Raw genomic sequence first — 20415 nt, 5'->3', positions numbered from 1 at the left:
GGAGAAAGGTGCGCCCCCCGTTCTTTTCTTCATGTCGACGACAGGGCACTCACGCCTGTTTGAGGAGCTGCCCCCGGGAAAGGTCCCGGTAGAAGCCGTCGGCATCCATGAGTTCGTCATGGGTGCCCGTCGACCGTACTGTCCCGCCCTCGAGAACGATGATCTTGTCCGCCGTGAGAACGGTCGCGAGGCGGTGCGCCACCACCACGGTCGTGGCCTTCCCCGCCACCTCGTCGAGGGCTTCGTGCACCGCCTGCTCGTTCAGCGAGTCAAGCTGCGAGGTGGCCTCGTCCAGGAGGACGAGCCCCGGGCGGCGCAGGAGAAGACGGGCGGCGGCGACGCGCTGGCGCTCCCCTCCCGAGAGCTGTGAGCCGCGCTCGCCCACCGGTGTGTCCAGGCCGTTCGGAAGGCCTGCGACCACGCGGTCGAGGCGGACCCGGTGGAGGACCGACTGCAGTTCGTCCTCCGGGACGTCGCCGTAGGTGCCGTAGAGGAGGTTCTCGCGGAGGGTTCCGGCGAGAACCGGGGCGGCCTGTTCCACGTACCCGATCCGGCCGCGGAGCTCGTTCAGCGGAAGGGTCGTGAGATCGCGGCCGTCGAGGAGGATGCGGCCCCCGGTCGGGTCGTAGAAGCGCTCGAGGAGGCTCAGGATCGTGGTCTTGCCCACGCCGGACGGACCGACGATCGCCGTCCTGGTCCCGGGCTCGATCCTGAAGGACACCTCGGAGAGCACCGGCTCCGCGGTGCGGTAGGTGAAGGTGACGTCCTCGAACTCCACGCCCGGCGGACGCACCGTGGGCTCCGGGGCCCGTCGCGCGGGGCGCTCGGTCACGGCTCCCGTGGCGGCGACGGTGACGACGTCCGCGAACTCGGTCTCCATGGCGTCCGCTTCCATGATCCGGGCCGCGGCCGCGAAGGCCTTCTGCAGCTGGGACACGGCGGCGGTGATCACCATGAGGGGCGAGCTCAGATACATCACGTACAGCAGGAAGGCGATCAGGTCGGCCGCCGGCAGCGAGCCACTGGCGACGCGGTATCCCCCCACTCCCAGGACGACGAGGAACGACAGCTGCATCGCGAGCGCGGTGCCCACGCTGACGAACGCGTCGAGCTTCACGGTGCGCACACCCGCGTCGTACGCGCGCCGGGCGTGGTCGCCGATCCTGTCCGCCTCGGTGTCCTGCATGCCTCCCGCCTTGACGGTGCGGATGGCGCCCAGGGCGCGTTCGAGGGAGGCGGACATGAGGCCCACGTGCTCCTGGGCCGCGTGCGTCGAGTCCTTGATGCGGCCGAGGACCGGAACGATGACGAGCATGACCGTGGCCAGGACGGCCAGGACGACGAGCAGCAGGATCCAGTCGAGATAGATCATGAGGGCGACCGCGCCCACCACCGTCACGACGCCGGGCAGGGCGTCCAGGACGTTCGCGGTCAGGACCGACCGCAGCAGCGTGGTGTCCGAGCCCGCCTTGGACAGCAGGTCGCCGGTCTGTCTGCGGTCGTACTCGACGACCTTGAGGTGCAGGAGGCGCTGGACGAGGCGCCGGCGCAGCCCCAGGACCATGCGTTCCCCCGCGCGCTCCAGGATGTACAGCTGGAGGCCGGACATGGCGGCACCCGCGGCGACGAGGCCGATGAGGACCAGCAGGGGTACGAGCAGGCCGTCGCCGTCGGCGACGGCGCTGAGGATGGTGCGGGCGGCCAGCGGCTGGGCGAGGGCGCCCAGGGAACCGGCCAGGCCGAGCAGGACGCCGATGACGATGGCTTTGCGAAAGGGGCGTGCCAGACGGAGCAGGGTTCTCGGTCCGGTGCGTTCCAACCCGGCGTTGTCGGCGGTCGTCGTCGTCACTTTCTCTTGGTCCTCCCCCAGTTGGCCGTTCTTTCCCCACCCTGTCATATGGGCATGAGGAGACGGATGCGTCGATCGATGACCCTGATCTGCCAGGCCCAGGTCATGAGATCCATGATGCCGTCGCGGAAGACGATCTTTCCGTCACGCACCCGCCAGTAGGTGAGTCCCTTGGCGTCCACGGGAAACGCGCCGCGTTCGTTGTGCAGCGTTCCGGTCAGATGCCATCCCCAGATGACCTGTTCGCCCTCGACGACGATCTGTCCCACCTCGATGTGGTGGTCGGGCATGATGCGGAGGACCTCGGCGACGCGCTCCATGAGTTCCTCGCGCGTGGCCTCGGTGACGGTTCCGCCGTCGCCCAACTCCGTGACGTCCGGAGCGTATTCACCCACCACCGACACGTCGTGGTCGTTCCACACCCGCTGCGCGTAGTCGTGGACCACCTTGCGCACGGCGTCGGCCGCGGGGCTCAATTCTGGCCCCCGTCCTGCGGAAGCTGCGGCATCTGCGGGGCCGGGTAACCGAGTTGCTTCAGGAACTCGGCCACGTCGCTCTGCGTCACTTCCTTGACGATGCGGCCGTCGCGGATGGTGCTGATCGTCATGCCCACCACGGAGATCTCGGCGATCTGCGGGATTTCCCGCGCCAGCTCCCGCATGTTCGGCATGAGCATCTGGACGTCGGCGATGGTCCCCGTGAGATTCCAGTGCCAGGCGACGTGGTCGTCCTCGGAGACGGTGGCCAGAACGTGCATCTTGACGACGGAGTACATCTGCCGCCAACGGGCGGTCTCCTGCTTGAGTTTGTCGAGCCCGATCAGGGGCGGCTCCCCGCCGAGACCCTCCATACGGACGTCCGGCGCCATGAATCTGTCCAGTTGGTCGATGTCCCCCCGGTCCCAGATGGTCTCGGCGTAGTCATGGATCAACCGGGCATTGGCGTGCGTCATGGTTTTCCTTCCGATCCGCTGGTGCTGTGGTGGGGCGGGCCGCCGAGCCCGTGGCGGGCCAGGAGTTCGAGCACGGTCTCCATCGGCGCCTGCCCGCCGTCCTCCTCCTGTCCCGTGGTCACGCTGAGCGCCTTGCCGGGCGGGGCGACGACGTGGCCGTCGGCGTGGAGGGTCTCAAGGACCCTTCGCGCGGCGGGTTTGTGGAACGCGCCGCTCGGCAGGGAGGGCGCCATGACGACGGGGGCCGACGTGCTCAGGACCACGGCTGCGGCGAGGCTGTCGGAGATCCCGGCGGCGATCTTGGCGCAGAAGCTGAGGGTCGCCGGGAGCACCAGGACCGTGTCGCACCACTCCGCGAGCCGGACGTGTTCCGCTCCGCCGCTCTGGTCCGGGTCCCAGTCCGGACCGTGCACAGGGTGTCCGCTGATGACGCCGAGCGCCTTGGCGGACACCAGCGTCGACGCCTGGTGGGTGAGCAGGACGCGCACCTCGGCGCGGAAGTGCTCGCGCAGGATCGTGGTCCACATCGGGGTGTCCGCCGCGGAGATGCCTCCGGTGACGACGTACAGCAGGCGGCGGGGGCGGCTGTCCCCGGTCATCGCTCGTCGCCCTTGACGAGGGCGGCGACCTGTCTGTCCTGCAGGTCCAGGATGTGTGTCACCTCGGCGAGCGCGCGGGCGCCGCGGTGTCCGTCGGCGAGGGCCCGCACGATCGACGCGGCGCGGTTCATGCCCATGCTCGCGTTCGGGTCCTCGTCCTCCTGCGGGATCGCCACGCTGACGCCGCCCGAGACGGCGACGGCGAACCCGGCCGTGGCATCGCCCAGTTCGTCGGCCGGCACCACGTCGGCGATCGCCGCGAGGAGGACGGGGAGGTCGGACGGCAGGCAGTACAGCACGACCCCGTCGGGCCGCCGGCGCTCGCCCGACCGCCGGATGATCTTCGAGGAGAAGACGTGCCCCTGCTCGTCGAGCCGGAGCACCAGCGTGCTCCACCACTGCCCTCGCTCCTCGCCGCCCAGGGCCACGTAGATGCGGGCGGTCAGGTCCTCGCCGTCCGCGGCGCGGGCGCGGCCGTGGTACCAGACCCAGCCGTTCATGGCGCCCAGTTCGAGGCTCGGCAGGCGCAGGGTCACCTCCGGTGCGCGCACCTCGGCGATGTCGGTGGCCTCCGCGGCCACGGTCAGGCCGTCGGCGCGCCGCAGGACCCAGGTCCCGTCGGCGAGCGCCTCCTGGTGGACCCAGCCGTCGGACGGGCGACGGCGGTCGGCCAGGCGCTCGCGCGCGGTGCGCAGCAGGGCGGCGTCGTCGGTCCTGTCGGCCTCCGCGTCCGGCGGGACCCGGCCCGCGAGGTGGAAGCGGCGGTATATCTCGGCCCGCGCCTCCGGCTCGTCCTTGGCCGAGAGTTCGTCGAGCAGGTCGGGGGCGTCCAGGATCCGGGTGATGACGGGGGCCGTCATGAGAACCTCCCGAGGAAGGCGTCGGGCCGCTTGAGCATGTTGGCGGCGACCGCGACGAGAAGCTTGGGCAGACGGTCGTACTCGAACGTGGTCTGCGCATAGGACAGGGCACGGCACAGGAGTCCGTAGGCGGTCATGTCGATCAGGCGGCGCCCGTCCGGGGCCGGGGCGGACGGAGTGGCGCGGTAGGCGGTCAGGAAGGCGGCAATCGCCGACCAGGCCTTCTCCGTCTGCTCGTCGATGCGTCCCAGTGCTTCGTGCGCGCCGCCCCGGGTCTCCTGGACCGCGGCCCGCCGTATCGTCTCGGTGAGGAGGGAGGCGCCCAGGGCGCCGAGATCGCGCTCGGGCATGCCCCATCCCGCGCACTCCCAGTCGATCAGCCGTACGACCTTTCCGTCGCTGCTCGCGAGGACGTTGTCGTACTTCAGGTCGCCGTGCAGGAACACCCGCCCCGCGTCGGGGGAGTCGAGCGTGCCGGAGAGGAGCGCCTCGAAGCCCTGGCGGTGGATGTGCGCGGCGAGCTCCACCGCTCCCGCGGCCAGGTCGCCCAGGCGCTTGACGGGGATCGGCTCCAGCGGCGGATGCTCCCCCGAGGCCTGCGGCAGCCAGGACCACTCGGCCCCGGATACGTCCTGCCCGTGCAGCGTCCCGAGGGCGCGTCCCGTCGCCTCGGCCGCGAGGTGGAGCGCGCCCGGGGAGTCGAGGAGCTGGTCCAGGGTCTGCTCCGCGTGGGCGGCCAGGGTGAGGCGCTCGGCGGTGCAGGACAGCGGCGCCGTCACCGGCACCGCGTCCCCGGCCGGATAGACCGCGGCGGCCGCGGTCTGGAGGGCGGCCTCGACGAACAGGCCGCAGCGCGCGCCCTCCTCGAAGGTCCTGCGGTGTTTGACCACCACGTCCACACCCGATTCCACGCCGCGCCGCACATGAGGCCGGCCGCCGAGCATGTCACCGCTCAACGGGCGGCCCTGAACTCGATCACGGAGCGCGTCTCGGACGCCCGCGGCTCCGCGGCCACCTCGAGTCCGGCCCTCTTGCCGAGGGCGATCAGGTCGTCGACGGTGCGGTCCGGGTGCCCCATGTTCGCCTCGATCCACAGGGCCGCCAGGGTCTGCTCGGCCTCGTCGCCCACGCCGGGGGCGCTCATGTGCACCTCGGCCAGCAGGACACGGCCGTCGGGGCCGGCCGCGGTGGCGCAGTTCGTCAGGATCCGGACGGCCTGCTCGTCGTCCCAGTCCGCGAGGATCGCCGACAGGAGGTAGACGTCGTGGCCCGCGGGCAGCGGGTCGAAGAAACTGGCGCCGACCACCGACGAGCGCTCGGTGAGCCCCGCCTTGCGCAGGTTCCGCTCCGCCATGTCGGCGAACTTGGGCAGGTCGAGGAGCGTTCCGCGCAGGTGCTCGTGGGTGCCGAGGATCGCCTGGAGGACGGCTCCGCTGTTGCCGCCCACGTCGATCACGCTGCGTACGGCGGACCAGTCGAAGCCCTCGATGACGAGGTCGGCGTCGAAACCGGCCGTGTTGCGCTCGAAGGCCTCGAGCCCCTCCACCGGCACGGAGGCCTCGTCGATCTCCTGCCACAGCGTGCGCCCCTGGGCTTCGTAGGCGGCCTGCCCGGTGCGCACCGTGTGCAGCAGGTGGGTGATGGCCAGCTCGGTACGGCCCGAGACGTGGTCGAGGTCGAGGAAGGGGCGGACGCCCAGCGCGTCGTGCTCGGCGAGCAGCGGTGCGGCCAGCTCGGTCAGCGCGTACCGGCCCTGGTCGTGGCGGACGACGCCGAGGGCGGCGAGGTGCTTCAGGACCTTCTCCAGGGGACGCTCGACGGTCCCGGTGACGCGGGCGAGTTCGGGGGCGGTGTCGGTCCCCGCGGCGATGTGGTCGGCCAGGCGGAGCGTGGCGGCCACGCGCAAGGCCATGGGGGTGATGAGATCTGCCATCTTCAGCAGCTGATCGCTGCTCGCCTCAACTGACACGACGTGTTTCCCCTTCCCCTACCGGGTTCCGCCTGCGGGCACAGGGCACCGGCTGCGTATGTTGTCCACGAGTCGGCCGGGCCCGGTACAGGGGCCCGGCCGACTGGTATCACTCAGTGCGCCGAGTAATCGGTCAGCACTTGCGGACGATCGAGATGCGACCGGCCGTGGTCAGGCACGGGGTGGTCGTCATGACCGGGCCCTCGACGCCCTCGGTGACCGGCTCGCTCACGACGGCGAGCTGCTCCTCCATGTCGCCGAAGAGAGCTTCCAGGTTGGTGACCTCTACCTGAGCGTTCATGGTCCCTTCCTTCCTTTCTTCAGAGGGCCGCGCCGGATTCCGTGATGGAACGGCACGGATGCCTTGAAGGCACGAGAGGAAGCCAATCAACTCGCCGTCGCAGCACTGCCCTTATCGTGCTGCTCAGGCGTCTCAGAACCGTCACACGCACAGGTCATCCGTAATGGCGAAATTGGACTGAACCATTAATTCCACTTTGCCGCAGGAGTCTTTACCTTCCCTTTACCTCACCATTCAGCCGACAATCCGGACTGCCAAGAACCCGAACTCCCCATCCCCTGAAGGAATTTGACAGAAATGGCGGCCGGCGCCCATGAGCGCGCACAGCTCACTGGCCGAAAGCAGCCGCAGGACCCGGCGTTGCCACGGAGCGCGCGAGAGGGTGGGGGCGTCGGTGGAGAGGAGGGTCGGCATGCGGATTCCTGGGCCCGTGCCCCGGGGGGACGGTGGTGTGGGGGCCGTCTCCGAAGCCGGGGGGTTGCACCTCTACCAGTTGTGGCTGCACGAACAGTTCGGACCCGTCGTGCAGTTCGAGCTTCCCGGGGCGGGCGTCGCCGTCTCCGTCTCCGATCCCGGGCTGCTGGAGGGCGTCGCCCCCATCGACAAGCGGCCCGACGAGCTCTTCGCCTTTCTCGCGCCGTTGTGCGAGGACCAGAACCTGCAGGTCCTGGACGCGAGCGAACATCCGTCCTGGCGGCGGCTGTTGCTGGACGTCCTTGCCGGGCGGCCCGCCCACGAGCGGCACTTCGACGCGTTCGTCGGACTCGCCCTCGAACTCGCCGACCGGTGGGAGCGGGACAGCGCCGCCGGGCCCGTGGCCCTGCAGAAGGGGCTCACCTCCCTCTCCTTGCGGATGATCTGCGCGTTCGCCCTGGGAGGTTCGAGCGATGGTCTCGTCGATGCCGAGCGCGTCGTCGAGGCCTTCGAGGTCGTGCTCGGCGAGCATCTGGGGCGCGGGCCGCAAGGGGCCACCCCGCGCGCCGAGGAAGCCCTTCGCTTCCTGCGCGCCACCGTCGACCGCGTCGTCGCCTCGCACCGGGACGGGGCCCGCACCGGCAAGAGCGATCTGATCGGGGCCCTCGTCGAGGCCGGGGAGCGGCCCGCCCGGATCCGGGACACCGTCATGGTGACGATGCTCGCCGCCCATCACACGACCGGTGTGGCCGTCTCCTGGGCCCTGTACCTGCTGGGGCTGCACCCCGATGTCGCCGAGCGGGCCCGCGACGAGCTCGACCGCGTGGTGGGGCCGCGTGACGCTCCCGCGTACCGCGATCTGCGTCGACTCCCCTGTCTCGACATGGTCTTGAAAGAGTCCATGCGGCTCTATCCGCCCGGCCCCTACGGCGCGCGCGAGACCACCGGGCCCCTGGTGCTCGGTGAGTACGAGGTTCCCGCCGGGGTCACGGTCTTCTGCCCCTTCTGGGCCGTGCACAGGAACCCGGAGCACTGGCCCGAGCCCCTGCGGTTCGATCCCGAGCGGTTCGCTCCGGAGGCCGTCGCGAAGCGGCACCGGCTCGCCCACGTCCCCTTCGGGTTCGGGCCGCGCAGCTGCGAAGGGGCCTCGCTCGCCACGGTCGAGGCCCTGCTCGTGCTGGCCGTCCTGCTCAAGCGCTTCCGCTTCCGGCCCGTCCCCGGGCACGACGTCGTACCCGTCGAACGGTTCGTCCTCTGGGCCGAGAAGGACATCCTCATGAACCTCAGCCCTCGGGGAGACCGGTGACCATCAGCCGGTGACGGTCAGCCGAGCTTCTCGCCGTACACGTGGTCGACCGTCATGGCCATGAGCACCCTGCGGTCCGACACCATCACCGCGCGGTACTCGTCCCAGTCCGGGTGTTCGCCCGCCGCGGTGCGGTAGTACGTCACCAGGGCCTCCACCTCGGGGCCGTGCGGATCGGTGCCCGGGCCCGTGAGGGTCGCCGTGCCCTCGGCCGTGGCCCAGGAGCGGCCGTCCGGGGAGGTGACCTCCAGGGTGGCCCGCGGGTCGCGGCGCAGGTTCGCCGTCTTGGCCCGGCCCTCGGTCATCGACACGTAGAGGACTCCCGACTCGTGGTCGTAGTAGGGCATGACGGGCGAGAGCTGGGGGCGGCCGTCCGCCTTGATCGTGGCGAGGACGCCGAGCCGGCTCTCCGCGAGGAGCGTGCGCGGGTCGAAGGGCGACGGGGTGGCAGGGGCGCTCATGGGCGGGCCTCCGGGGAGCGGGACGGGGCTGACGGCCTCTCAAACAGCGCCGCCCCGCCCGGCATTCCCTCACCGCTGTCCCGCCCGGCACTCCCTCACCACCGCCCCGCCCGGCACTCCCTCACCGCCGCACGCTGAACGCCAGCGACGTCAGCGTCCCCTCCACCTTGCGCTGCAGCGTGCTCGCCAACGGCCGCAGTTCGTCCGCCCGTTCCGCGGGGAGGGAGATCGCCAGGGCCGAGGGCACCGTGCCCGCCGTGATGGGGACCGCCGCGCAGACCGTGTCCGGGGCGTACTGGCGCTGTTCGTGGACCGGGCGGCCGCGGTCCATGCGGGCGAGCCTGCGCAGCAGGGCCCGTTCGTCCTGGACGGTGTAGGGGGTGAGCGGTTCCACCGCGTGGCGCGCGAGGTGGTCGCGGCGCCCCTTGTCGTCGAGCTGGGCGAGCAGGCACTGGCCGACCGCGTGCGCGTGCGCCGTGCGGCGGAACTCGGCCCACTCCTCGACCGCGGGGGTCCGCGGGCCCGCGGCGGACAGGACGACGTTGACCTCGCCGTCCTCGTAGAGCGCGTAGTAGACCGCGGCGCCCAGGTCGTCGCGGAGCCTGCCGAGCCAGTCGGCCAGTTCGGCCCGTGCCGTCTGCTCGGTGGACGGTTCCGTCAGACGCCTGGTCGACTCCCCGATCGCGTACAGACCACTGTCCCGGATCAGATAGCCGTCGTGCACGAGCGTACGCAGCAGGTGGTACGTGGTCGCCAGCGGCAGCCCGGCGGCCCTGGCCAGGCGCTTCGCCGTCGCGCCGTTGTCGTGCTCCGACACCGCCTCCAGCAGGCGCATCGCACGCCGGACCGAGCCGATGAGGGTGGGTGTCCGGTCCTGGCCCCGTTCGGCGGCAGTGCTGTCGGTCATGTCTCAACTCCCGGTGGGCGCGCCGGTTCGCGCGCTGAGCGCCCGGCGCGGAATGGTGCATTCCAAGAATTGTGTGAGGGCGTGGCCAGGACATGAGGCGATTTGCCGGAAAAGATCCGGTCAGGACTGTTAGCGGTTACCGTGGCAGTTTCAGCTGTGCTGCTGGCATGTGCCACACGCTCTTGCCCATCCCTACCCGCAGCCCGTCGGCTCACCCCCCGACCGCCTCGCCCCCGGGCCGGCTCACCCCCTGACCGACCCCCTTCGGCAGCCCTCTATGCTTCCGCCGGGCCGAGCCACAACAGCACCAGGGGGAGCATGACCACCGCGGGCACCGCCACGGACACGGCCACCACCCCCTCCCCCTCCCCCCTCCGCGTCCCCGCCTTCCGCCGCTTCGCCCTCGCCCAGCTCATCTCCGCCACCGGCTCCGCGATGGCACCGCTCGCCCTCGCGTACGCGGTGATCGGCGCGGGCGGCGGGGCCGGGGCGCTCGGGGTCGTACTCGCCACCAACACCGTGCCGACCGTGGTGTTCCTGCTCGCCGGAGGCGTCCTCGCCGACCGGATCTCCCGCAGCCGCCTGCTGTTCTCCGGCAACCTGCTCGCCGCGGCCGCGCAGGGCGCCCTCGCCCTGGTGGTGGCCACCGGGCACGCGAACACCGGCTCGATCGCCGCCTGCGGCTTCGTCTCCGGCGTCGCGGTGGCCTTCACCACGCCCGCCGCCCAGGGCGTGGTCACCCAACTCGTCGCGCCGGACCGGCTGCAGCAGGCCAACGCGCTGCTGCGGCTGCCCACCAACGCGGTCAAGGTGGTCGGCCCCGTGGCCGGCGGCCTGATCGTCGCGTTCGGCGGCCCGGCGTGGGCGCTCGGCCTCGACGCGCTCACGTTCGTCGCCGCCGCCCTGCTCCTGCTCGGCCTGCGGCTCGGCGCCCCGGCCCCCACGAGCGGCGCGCTCGCCGATCTGCGGGCGGGCTGGACGGGGTTCTGGTCACGGACCTGGCTGTGGACGTACACGGCCGCGGGCACGGTGCTCGTCGCCGCCTTCCTCGCGGGCTACCAACTCCTCGGTCCCGTCGTCGCGGAGGCGCGGTACGAGGGGGCCCGCACCTGGGGTCTCGTCCAGGGCGCGTTCTCGCTGGGGCTGCTCGCGGGCACCCTGGTGTGCCTGCGGTGGAAGCCCCGCCGCCTGCTCGCCGTCGCCGTGGTCGCCGGCACGGGGCTCGCCCTGCCGCCGGCCGCTCTCGCGTTCGAACTGCCGCTGCCCTGGCTGCTTCTGTGCGCCGCCCTCGCGGGCATCACGCTGGACATCGCGGGCGTCACGTGGGTCACTGCCTTCCAGCAGCACATACCCGAGGGCGAGTTGGGGCGCATGAGCTCCTTCAACCAGGTCGGCGAGCGGCTCGCGATCCCACTCGGCTATCTCGTCGTCGCGCTCGTCTCACCCGCGTTCGGCGACCGGTCCGTGCTCCTGGTCTGTGCGGGGATCATCGTGGCCGCCAGCGCGCTCAACCTCTGCGTACGCGACGTCCACCGGATCAACCGGCTGCCCTAGCCCGGCCGACCGGCCCCCGCGGCACGGGCTTTGCGAAGTTCGATGCCGTCGCGCTATCACCGAATGGCATCGGCTCGAACGAGCCCCGTTCTCCCGATACTCGTCCCGACCGGAGGCCGCACCCGCAGGCCTCCATCCCGGAAGGGACACACCCCCATGAAGAGATCCAGAACCAGCCTCGCCGCCGCTCTCGGCGCGACCGCTCTCGTGGCCTCGCTGGCCGCCGCCCCCACGGCGCTCGCGGCCCCCGCCCCTGCGCTCGACTCCGCCAAGCCCGCGTCCGCGTACGCCACGTCGTCGTACGCGGGTTCCGCCGAGGAGCAGGCCGCCAACCGGCAGTTCTTCGAGGCCGTCATGAAGTCGGCGCTCAAGAAGCAGGCGGCGAAGCCGGGCATCCAGGCCGTCACCGTCACCTACAACACCAGCCGGGCGCCCAGCTTCCGCAGCCAGATAGCCCAGAGCACGCAGATATGGAACTCCTCGGTCAGCAACGTGCGGCTGCAGGAGACCACGTCGACCGGCGACTTCTACTACCGCGAGGGCAATGACAGCCGCGGTTCGTACGCCTACACCGACGGGCGCGGCCACGGCTACATCTTCCTGGACTACCGGCAGAACCAGCAGTACAACTCCACGCGTGTGACGTCCCACGAGACCGGTCACGTCCTCGGTCTGCCCGACAACTACCGGGGCCCGTGCAGCGAACTGATGTCGGGCGGCGGCCCCGGCCCGTCCTGCACCAACGCCTACCCCAACGCCCAGGAGCGCCAGCGGGTCAACAGCATCTGGGCCGCGGGCATCTCCCACCTCCAGGACAAGGGCGCGCTGACGAAGGTCCGTTAGCCACCCGGTCACCGGCCGAGCGGACTGTTACGTACCGCAAACAGGCTTCAGGCCAACCCGGCCGTGCGCGGCGCCCTCTCCCCCGGCATGGGGACACATGCTGTTGGGACCCGTCAGGGGAAGCGCACCCCTCAGGGGAAGAGGTCACGCCGCCGCGGCCGGCGCCGGTTCGTCGACTATCCGCGCTCCGGCCGCGAGGGCGTCCGCCGCTGGCTCCCGTCGTGGCGCCAACTCCTGGCCTCGGCCGGTCTGTTCGTCACCGCCGTCGCGGTGCTCTTCATCTGTGTGTACGTCAGTGTGGACATCCCCGACGAGAACGCGTCGGCGCGCCGCGAGGCCAACGTCTACTACTGGTCGGACGGCACCCAGATGGTGAGCACCGGCGAGGTCAACCGGCAGAACGTGGAGCTCGACCAGATCGCGCCGTCCGCCGTGCACGCGGTGATCGCCGCCGAGAACGAGACGTTCTACGAGGACTCCGGGGTCTCCCCCACGGGCCTGGCCCGCGCCGCGGTGAACATGGCCCGCGGCCAGGAGACACAGGGCGGCTCCACCATCACCCAGCAGTACGTGAAGAACACCTACCTCTCGCAGGACCAGACCGTCACGCGGAAGGTGAAGGAGTTCGTCATCGCGCTGAAGGTGGACCGCGTGAAGAGCAAGGACGAGATCCTGAAGGGGTACCTCAACACCAGCTGGTTCGGGCGCGGCGCCAACGGCATCGAGGCCGCCGCCCACGCCTACTACGGCATCCCCGCCAAGAAGCTGAACCCCAGCCAAGGCGCGCTGCTCGCCGCGGTGTTGAAGGGGTCCGAGCAGTACGACCCGTCGATCAGCGCCGCCAACCACGAGCGGGCGCGCGACCGCTGGGCGTGGATCCTGGACCGGCAGGTCGAGGTGGGCCTGATGTCGAGGAAGGAGCGGGCGAAGTACCGGGTCTTCCCCGAGCCGCGCAAGCAGTCGCGCTCCACCAGCCTCGGCGGCCAGACCGGCTACCTCGTCGACGTCGCCAACCGGTACGTCAAGCTGCACACGGGCCTCACCGACGAGGAGCTGGCGCGCGGCGGATACCGGATCCACACCACCTTCGACCGGGGGCGGGTGCGCCGCCTGGAGCGCGCCGTGCGGCGCGTCGTCGACCGCGACCTCGACCCGGAGAAGCGGGCCGCCGACCGGCACGTGCAGGTCGGCGCCGCGTCCGTGCGCCCCCTGGACGGGGCGGTCGTGGCGCTGTACGGGGGGCCCGACGCCACCGAGCACTTCACCAACAACGCCGACACCTCGGGGGTCCCGGTGGGCTCGGCGTTCAAGCCGTTCGTCCTGGCGGCGGCGCTGGAGCACGGCGTCTCCGTACGGCAACAGCCCTTCGTCGAGGCCCGCTTCAAGGACCGCGCGCCCGGTCTGCGCCAGAGCGTCCTCGCCGACAGCGCCTACGCGGCCGACGGCACCCTGCGGCTGTCCGACGGCGCCCCCGACCCCGACCACCCCACGCTCGCCGAGGCCCTGGTGTCCGGCGGCAACGCGACCTACGTACGCCTGGGCAAGGACGTCGGCAGGGACAAGGTCCGCAGGACGGCCGTGGCCGCGGGGCTGCTGCGCCAGAGCATGGCCCGCCTGGAGCCGACGTTCTCCGTCGGCACCTCGACGCCCAGCGCCATCCGCATGGCCACCGCGTACGGCACCTTCGCGAGCGACGGTGTGCGGCGCGACCCCTACTCGGTGACGAAGGTCGTCAAGGACGGCGAGAACCTGCCCGGCCTCGCCCCGCCCGCGGCACGGCGCGCGATGGACCCGCAGGTCGCGCAGGAGGTCACGAACGCCCTGCGCGCGGGCGGCAAACGCGTCGGCGTGGATGTCGCGGTGGGCCGCACCGGCGACCAGGACCGCCTCAGGTCGGCCTGGTTCACGGCGTACACGAAGGAACTGTCGACGGCGGTGACCATGTTCCGGGTGGCACCCGACAAGCCGCGGCTCCTTCCGATGTCGGGGGTCGGCGGAAGCGGGTCGCAGCGCGGGAACGTCCTCCCGCCGCGGATCTGGCAGGAGTACCGCGGCTAGCGGGCGTCCGGCGTCGGCCTTGCCCCTGGGGCGGACTCCGTCGACGCGTTCGCCGCCCGCGCGCGGGCGCAGGGGCAGGGGCAGGGCTCGGGCGCCGGGGTCCGGGTGGAGCCCGCGCGCCGGGGTCCGGGTGGAGCCCGCGCGCCGACCCGCCTACCCCGGGATCACCAAGGCGCAGGGCCCGTGTCCGCAGATCCTCACGGCGGGCGACGCCGTCGAGGCCTGGATCGTCGAGCGGGACCTGACCGTCACGGGCCCCTGCCGCGAGGTGTACTTCGCGGACCGAGCCGGGGCCGGACCCGGGACCAGGTGTGCGACGTGGCGTTCCCGGTCGCCGGGCCGTGAGCCAGTGGCCCCGGGGGCGCCGTGGCGCCACGGCGTCCCCCCACCACCTCCCCATGCAGCCCAGGCGTCATCGCCCTCCCCCGCGCCTATCCTGAGGAGGTACCCGGCGGGATCCTGAAGCGGCGGACGGGGGCGTCGACTCTGCGATGGATCATTCGAGTTGGCGAGTGCGACTGCGGCGGTGGGCGGCTTCGGGGAGCGGAGACGTCCTCGGTGCCGGAGTGCTGTTCGGCACCGACCACGTGCTCACCTGCGCCCATGTGATCCGCGACCCCGCGACGGGCCGCCGCCCCGACCGCGTCCAGGTCGAGTTCCCGCTGCTGCAGGGCCTGACCCGCACCCCGCGCCGCACCGCGACCGTGGCCGCCGGGCACTGGGTGCCGCCCTTCGGCAAGGCGCAGGGCGACCTCGCGGTCCTCGTCCTGGACGAGCCCGCGCCCGTCCCCTCGGCCGTCGCCCTGCACCGCACGCTCGACTACCGGGGCGCCCCGGTCCTGATCGACGGCTTCCCCGAGTACCGGTCGGGCGGCCAGTGGCTCACCGGCGCCTGCATGGGGCCGGGCGGCGAGGGCGACGAGCGGGTGCAGATCGACCTCACGGGAGCGGGGGCGGGCGCGGACGCGGGGCCGGGACAGCGGCTGCGCGGCGGGTTCAGCGGGGCGGGCGTGCGGGAGGAGGGCACCGACCGGCTGCTCGGCATCCTGGCGCAGGCCGACGAGCGGGGCGAGCGCGGGTACATGATCCCGGCGGCGACCGTCGCCAAGTACTTCCGCCGCTTCGCCGAGCGGCACGTGACCGGGCCGCACGCCGTCCCCGGCCACCGCGTGGTCTCGGCGGACGCGGCCCGCGCGGCCCGCCCGCACGGCCTGCAGCGCACCGTCACCCGCTGGCTGAACGGCGACGCGGACGCCTGGGACACCGAGGTCCTCTTCCTCCCCGAGGACGACGAGCGGACACGGCAGGCGCTGTACGTCGTCCTGAACATGGCAGACCGCGAACAGTCCCCCCAACTGGCCGTGCATCCTGTCGGGTTGGAGGACCCCGGCGACTCGCTCCTGTCCCGCGCCGGCATCGCGCCGCGGGTCGGCAGCATCGGTCTCGTCCTCGACCTGGAGGGCGCGGCGCTCGACGACCCCGCGCAGCCGGAACTGCGCGAGGCGCTCGCCGTGCTGCGGCACGAACTGCGGCACGCCGCGCGCCGCCACACGGCCCCGCCGAGGCGCCCCGCCGTCGCCGTGCTCTACGCCGACCGGTCCGCCACCGAACCGGCGGCGGCCGCGCGGATTCTCGGCGAACTCGCCGCGTCCGGCGCGCGGTTGCTGGTCGTGGTGGGTGACAGCACGCACGGCTTCTGCTACGCCGTGGCCGAGCGGCTGCTGCCCGCCGACCGGGCCGCGCAGTGGCTGCAGCGCCTCGGCAACCGCGTGGACGCGCTCGCCGACGCCGAGCGGCGCGCCCGGCGCCTGTTCCACCGGGTGGAGCCGCACGTCGTGGACCCGCCGGTCGCGACCGGGTACACGGCGCGGGCCGCGCTGTGGACCGTACAGCTCAGCAACGAACTGCGGCCGCTGAGCGGGCGGAGCGGGCCGCGCTTCCTGGAGAAGCTCTCGTACGCCGAACAGGCCGTGGAGACCTACCTGTTGCGGGCCGAGCGGGCCGAGAGCGAGCTGCGCGGCGTACTCGACGCACACCTTCGGCTGCGCGGACTGCTCCGCGACCACCTGGCCCACCTCGCCCGGCGCGGCCTCGACGAGCACCCCGACGCGGTCGGCCCCTACCGCGAGGCGCAGCGCCTCCTGATGGCGGGGCCCTGCCCGCTGGCCGACGCCGAGCGGGCGGTGGAGGCGTTCGCGCGCGTGGTGCGGCGCCTGGCCGACGCGGACGGTGACGCATGACGCCCGCCACGGCCTGCCCCCACCCCGGCTGCGCGGGCACCGTCACCCCCACCGGCTACTGCCTGGCCAGCGGGGAGCGCGTGGACCCGGAGACCGGTCGGCACTCGGCGGCGGCCGCTTTCCGGGAGGCGGCCGCCGCTTTCCGGGAGTCGGATGCCGCTTTCCGGGAGTCGGATGCCGCACAGGGGGCAGCTGCCTCACAGGGGGCGGTTGCGGCGCAGGGGGCCGCTGCCGCGCAGAAGGCCGCCGCCGTGCGGAAGACCCCCGCCGTGCCCTCCGCGCGGGCCGCCGACGGGCCGGAGTCCTCCTCCCAGCGCTGGATCGTCGACCCGGGTGCCGCCGCCGCTCCCCCGCCGCGGCCCGCCCGCGTCACGCTGCCCCCGGAGCACCCCGACCCCACGGTCCTGCCCGGCATCACCCTCCTGGACCGGGCGGACAGCAGGGACGACGAACCGGAGTCGCCCGGCGAACTCCCCCTGCCGCACGGCACGTTGCTCGCCGGCCAGTACCGTCTGGTGCGCCCGCTCGGCTACGGCGGCATGGGCGAGGTCTGCCTCGCCCACGACACCAAGGTCGACGACCGCGCGGTCGCCGTGAAGATGCTGCACGCGGACCTCGCCACGGACTCGTACAGCCTGCTCAGGGGCGAGCGCAAGGAGCTGGTCGAGCTCAACCACGACGGTTTCATCCGGGTGTTCAACTACGGCCACCACGCGGGCGTCGGGGACTTCCTGGTCCTCCAGTACGTCGACGGGCTCAACCTCGAGGAGGTGCGGGCCCGCGCCCGCGAGTGCCCCGAGGAGTTCGGCCACGAGCGCCTCCTGGAGTTCGTCCTCGCCTACGGACTGCGGATCCTCGGCGCGCTCGCGTATCTGCACGCCGCCGAGCGCGGCAAGGTGTACGGCGACCTGAAGCCGCCGAACGTCATGCACGACGGCTCCACCATCAAGCTCATCGACGTCGGCAGCGTGCGCCGCGCCGGCGCGCCCGGCCTGACCACCGCCCTGTACCGCGCGCCCAGCGTCGGCCCCCACGGCGAGTCCGAGCCGCAGGACGACCTGTTCAGCCTCGGCGAGACGCTGCGCACCCTCAGCGGCATCGGCGCCGACCGCCACGACCTCGCGGACCTGGCGGCGCTCGGCCCGCTGAACGACGCCGCGGCGGGACACCGCGGCCTCGGCCCGGTCTCCCTCGCCAGGGCGCTGCGCCGCGCCACCCGCACCCATCGCGCCGAGCGCTTCGCCACGGCCAGGGAGATGGAGGACCAACTGCGGGGGGTCTTCCGCGAGTTGCGGTCCCTGCGCACGGGCGAGGAGACCTTCGAGCCCTCGCCGCTCTTCCTGCAGTCCGCGCACGCCCTGGACGGCGGGCTCGGCGCCGCCCCCGAGGTGTCGCGCTGGGCGGCCCCGGCATCGGCGCCCCGCCACCCCGCGCCCGAGCCCGCCGAGGTGGCGGGGCGCCTCCCCGTGCCGCGCCCCGACCCGGACGACGACCACCACGGCGAGCTCAGCAGGATCGGTGACGACGACCCCGAGGCGCTGCTCCAGCACACCGGCGACTGGCGGGACTCCCCCGAGGTGCACCTGCTGCGGTGCAGGCTGCGGCTGCGGGTGGCGCTGCGCGCGGACGGCGGGCCGCTCACCGGCGCCGAGACCGCGCTGGCCCTCGCCGAGGACGCCATAGGTCCCGCGCACGCCCCGTACGACTGGCGGCTCGACTGGCACCGGGGCCTGCTCGCGCTGGCCCGCGCCCACGTCACCGAGGCCCGCGGCCACTTCGACCGGGTCTACGCCGCGATCCCCGGCGAGTACGCGCCCAAGCTGGCCCTCGGCTACTGCGCGGAGCGTCTGGGGCGCCGCCACGAGGCCCTGACGTTCTACGAGGCGGTGCGGCTGCGCAACCCCTCGCTGGGCAGTGCGGCGTTCGGCGCCGTCCGCGCGCGGCTGGCACTCGGCGGGCCCGACGCCCTCGCGGACGCCATCGCCGCCCTGGACGCGGTGCCGCAGCACTCCCGGCACCGCACGGCGGCCCGCACCGCGGCCGTGCGCATCCGCGTCGACCACGCGCGCGACGCGGACGGCCTCGCCACCGCCGTGCGCGCGCTCGCCGGTCTCTTCTTCGCGCACGGCCTGACCGACGAGCAGTCCCGCGTGCGGATGAAGGCGGAGGTGTGGGGCGCGGCCCACCGCATCGGGCTCTCCTCCGCCGAGCTGCGCGCGGTCGCCGCGCAGGCCGACCCGCTGCTCGAATTCCCCGACGACGAGCGGACGTTGCGCACCGACCTGTCCGGCTTCTTCCGGGGCCTGGCCCACCAGGCGGCCCGTGACGCGCCGTCCGACGACGCCGCCGGCACACCACCGCTCGCCGAACTGCTCCTGGACCGCGCCTACGCGGTGCGTCCCTTCGCGTTCCGGCACTCCCGATTCGGCAAGGACACCCCATGGCTGGGCAAGAAGATCCGGAACTGGCCGCCTCGGTCGGGCTCGAGGTGAGCCAGGTCGTCGAGCTGCCACGGCCCCGCACACCGGGCACCGAGGACATCACGCGGATGTACGCCGTCATCACGGTGACGGTCCGCAGGCGGGGCACGGCGCAGGGCTCGCCCACGGGACACGCCTCGCCCACGGAACACGGCTCGTCCGCGGAACACGGCTCGTCCGCCGCGCACGTCACACCCGTCTCATCCGCCCTACCCACCTCGCCCACCTCGCCCACCTCGCCCACCTCGCCCGCCGCCACCGAGCGGGGCCCGGCTCCTCCCGGCACGGCCCGGCCCCGGCTCGCCGAGGTGCTGCTCATCGACCACTCGTCCTCGATGGTGATGCCGCCGAGCCGTCTCGCCGCCGCCCGCGCCGCCGCCGTCAGCGCGCTCGCCCGCATCCCCGACGGCGCGCTGTTCGCCCTGGTCGCCGGGGGCGACAGGACCGCCATGATCTATCCGCGGCGGTCCGGGCTCGCCGTCGCGCACGCCGAGTCGCGGGCCGCGGCCGAGGCCGCTCTGTACGACTGCACGCCGGGCGGCGGCACCGCGATGGGCACCTGGCTGGAGCGGGCCAGGCACCTCTTCCGCGAGCTGCCGCCCGCCGGCTCCGGCTACGTGCGCCACGCCCTGCTGCTCACCGACGGCAAGAACGAACCCGGGTACGAGACGCGCGCCGAGCTGCACGAGCGCATCGAGCGGTGCGCGCGGGCCTTCGACTGCGACGTCGTGGGCATCGGCGACGCCTGGGAGACCGAGGAACTCCTGCTGATCGCGGGCGCGTTGGGCGGCAGGACCCGCGCCGTGGAGGACCTGACGCGGCTGCCGGACGAGCTGGCCGCGCTCACCGGGCGGGCCGCCGAGCGGGACGTCACCGGACTGCGGCTGCGGCTGCGCCACCGGGCCGGGGTGCGCCCGCACTCCTTCGAGCAGGTCCACCCGACGCGGGCCGCACTCGCCCCTGACCACGTCGACCTGTCCGGTGTCGAGACGGGCGCGGGAGGGCCGGTCCAGGAGTACGGCATCGGTCCGTGCGGCGAGGAGACCCGCGCCTATCTGCTCTGCGTCGGGGCGCCCTACGACCCGTCCCAGCTGGGCAAGGAGCTGCTGCTCACGGAGGTCGACGTGGACACGGACGGCACGGGCCAGGGCCTGCGGCTCCCCTCCCCCCAACCGGTGTTGATGCGCTGGACCGACGACGCCGACCTCTACAGCCGCCTGGACCCGCAGGTCGCCCACTACCGGCACGAGGAGGAGCTCCACCGGACCTTCGAGGAGGCCTGCGCGGAGCTGAAGAGCGGCCGCCGCGCCCCGGCCGAGGCCCTGCTCGGCACGGCCTGGCGGCTGGCCGCGGAGGCGGGCGACACCGCGATGCGGGACCACCTGCGCCGCCTCGTCCGCGTCCGGGACAGCGGCCGGGGCGAGGTGGAACTCCTGCCCCACATCGCGAAGTTCGACGTGGAGGCGGCCCGCATCCAGTCGAGCATGACGGTGCTGCCGGGCGGCGGGCGCCATGTCCCGCGCCGCCGGACCGGGGGCGGCCGATGAGCCCCGCCCGTCCGGACGGCAGCCGACCGCATGCCGCCGCCGAGCCGCACGGGCCGCGCCACCGCACCTGGCCCG

The 20415-nt window shown here is 72.9% G+C and carries 17 protein-coding genes; 7 read left to right on the top strand and 10 right to left on the bottom strand.

Features of this window, described 5'->3' with window-relative positions:
• Nucleotides 1-49 precede the first annotated feature (49 nt).
• The 8 genes from ACZ4D5_RS31175 to ACZ4D5_RS31140 all read right to left on the bottom strand — a co-directional run bounded on the left by ACZ4D5_RS31175 (nucleotide 50) and on the right by ACZ4D5_RS31140 (nucleotide 6530).
• Complete coding sequence (locus tag ACZ4D5_RS31175) at nucleotides 50-1849, bottom strand: ABC transporter ATP-binding protein (RefSeq protein WP_467775797.1); 1800 nt, start codon at nucleotides 1847-1849, stop codon at nucleotides 50-52.
• A gap of 44 nt (nucleotides 1850-1893) precedes the next feature.
• A complete protein-coding gene (locus ACZ4D5_RS31170; RefSeq protein ID WP_467775796.1) occupies nucleotides 1894-2325 on the bottom strand; it encodes an ester cyclase in 432 nt (143 codons plus the stop codon).
• A complete protein-coding gene (locus ACZ4D5_RS31165) occupies nucleotides 2322-2801 on the bottom strand; it encodes an ester cyclase (protein ID WP_467775795.1) in 480 nt (159 codons plus the stop codon). The genes ACZ4D5_RS31170 and ACZ4D5_RS31165 overlap by 4 nt, the downstream gene beginning before the upstream one ends.
• Nucleotides 2798-3400, bottom strand: a complete 603-nt coding sequence (locus ACZ4D5_RS31160; RefSeq protein ID WP_467775794.1) for a flavoprotein — start codon at nucleotides 3398-3400, stop codon at nucleotides 2798-2800. Before ACZ4D5_RS31160 ends, ACZ4D5_RS31165 begins: the two co-directional genes overlap by 4 nt.
• Nucleotides 3397-4260: a T3SS effector HopA1 family protein gene (locus ACZ4D5_RS31155; protein ID WP_467775793.1), complete on the bottom strand. Its 864-nt coding sequence runs from the start codon at nucleotides 4258-4260 to the stop codon at nucleotides 3397-3399. The genes ACZ4D5_RS31160 and ACZ4D5_RS31155 overlap by 4 nt, the downstream gene beginning before the upstream one ends.
• Nucleotides 4257-5216, bottom strand: coding sequence for a phosphotransferase family protein (locus tag ACZ4D5_RS31150; protein WP_467775792.1), 960 nt, complete (start codon nucleotides 5214-5216; stop codon nucleotides 4257-4259). The genes ACZ4D5_RS31155 and ACZ4D5_RS31150 overlap by 4 nt, the downstream gene beginning before the upstream one ends.
• On the bottom strand, nucleotides 5213-6193 hold the full coding sequence (locus ACZ4D5_RS31145) for a methyltransferase (RefSeq protein ID WP_467775791.1): 981 nt from the start codon (nucleotides 6191-6193) through the stop codon (nucleotides 5213-5215). The genes ACZ4D5_RS31150 and ACZ4D5_RS31145 overlap by 4 nt, the downstream gene beginning before the upstream one ends.
• A gap of 169 nt (nucleotides 6194-6362) precedes the next feature.
• Nucleotides 6363-6530, bottom strand: coding sequence for a hypothetical protein (locus ACZ4D5_RS31140; protein ID WP_467775790.1), 168 nt, complete (start codon nucleotides 6528-6530; stop codon nucleotides 6363-6365).
• Nucleotides 6531-6942: 412 nt separating this feature from the next.
• On the opposite strand from ACZ4D5_RS31140, the gene ACZ4D5_RS31135 reads away from it, so the two are divergent.
• The gene (locus ACZ4D5_RS31135; RefSeq protein ID WP_467775789.1) at nucleotides 6943-8250 is read left to right on the top strand and encodes a cytochrome P450; all 1308 of its coding nucleotides are present in this window, start codon (nucleotides 6943-6945) and stop codon (nucleotides 8248-8250) included.
• A 17-nt stretch (nucleotides 8251-8267) separates the two neighbouring features.
• Here the strand turns inward: ACZ4D5_RS31135 and ACZ4D5_RS31130 are convergent, their stop codons facing one another.
• Both ACZ4D5_RS31130 and ACZ4D5_RS31125 read right to left on the bottom strand, forming a co-directional pair.
• Nucleotides 8268-8711, bottom strand: a complete 444-nt coding sequence (locus ACZ4D5_RS31130; protein WP_467775788.1) for a PPOX class F420-dependent oxidoreductase — start codon at nucleotides 8709-8711, stop codon at nucleotides 8268-8270.
• A gap of 121 nt (nucleotides 8712-8832) precedes the next feature.
• Nucleotides 8833-9618, bottom strand: a complete 786-nt coding sequence (locus ACZ4D5_RS31125; RefSeq protein WP_467775787.1) for an IclR family transcriptional regulator — start codon at nucleotides 9616-9618, stop codon at nucleotides 8833-8835.
• 318 nt (nucleotides 9619-9936) lie between these two features.
• Between ACZ4D5_RS31125 and ACZ4D5_RS31120 the strand changes: the two genes are divergently transcribed.
• The 6 genes from ACZ4D5_RS31120 (at nucleotide 9937) to ACZ4D5_RS31095 (ending at nucleotide 20340) form a co-directional block, all read left to right on the top strand.
• A complete protein-coding gene (locus tag ACZ4D5_RS31120; RefSeq protein ID WP_467775786.1) occupies nucleotides 9937-11172 on the top strand; it encodes an MFS transporter in 1236 nt (411 codons plus the stop codon).
• A 156-nt stretch (nucleotides 11173-11328) separates the two neighbouring features.
• On the top strand, nucleotides 11329-12015 hold the full coding sequence (gene snpA, locus ACZ4D5_RS31115) for a snapalysin (RefSeq protein ID WP_467775785.1): 687 nt from the start codon (nucleotides 11329-11331) through the stop codon (nucleotides 12013-12015).
• Nucleotides 12016-12102: 87 nt separating this feature from the next.
• Nucleotides 12103-14073, top strand: a complete 1971-nt coding sequence (locus ACZ4D5_RS31110) for a transglycosylase domain-containing protein (protein ID WP_467775784.1) — start codon at nucleotides 12103-12105, stop codon at nucleotides 14071-14073.
• 512 nt (nucleotides 14074-14585) lie between these two features.
• A complete protein-coding gene (locus ACZ4D5_RS31105) occupies nucleotides 14586-16313 on the top strand; it encodes a trypsin-like peptidase domain-containing protein (RefSeq protein ID WP_467775783.1) in 1728 nt (575 codons plus the stop codon).
• Nucleotides 16310-18805 (top strand): tetratricopeptide repeat protein, encoded by a 2496-nt coding sequence (locus tag ACZ4D5_RS31100; protein WP_467775782.1) that lies wholly within the window; start codon nucleotides 16310-16312, stop codon nucleotides 18803-18805. Before ACZ4D5_RS31105 ends, ACZ4D5_RS31100 begins: the two co-directional genes overlap by 4 nt.
• Nucleotides 18754-20340 (top strand): VWA domain-containing protein, encoded by a 1587-nt coding sequence (locus ACZ4D5_RS31095; protein WP_467775781.1) that lies wholly within the window; start codon nucleotides 18754-18756, stop codon nucleotides 20338-20340. Before ACZ4D5_RS31100 ends, ACZ4D5_RS31095 begins: the two co-directional genes overlap by 52 nt.
• Nucleotides 20341-20415: the final 75 nt, after the last annotated feature.

The sequence above is a fragment of the Streptomyces sp. NPDC025651 genome (assembly GCF_055558735.1).
The sequence above is the reverse complement of the archived record's forward strand: the minus strand, read 5'-3'. Positions and strand labels throughout refer to the sequence as shown.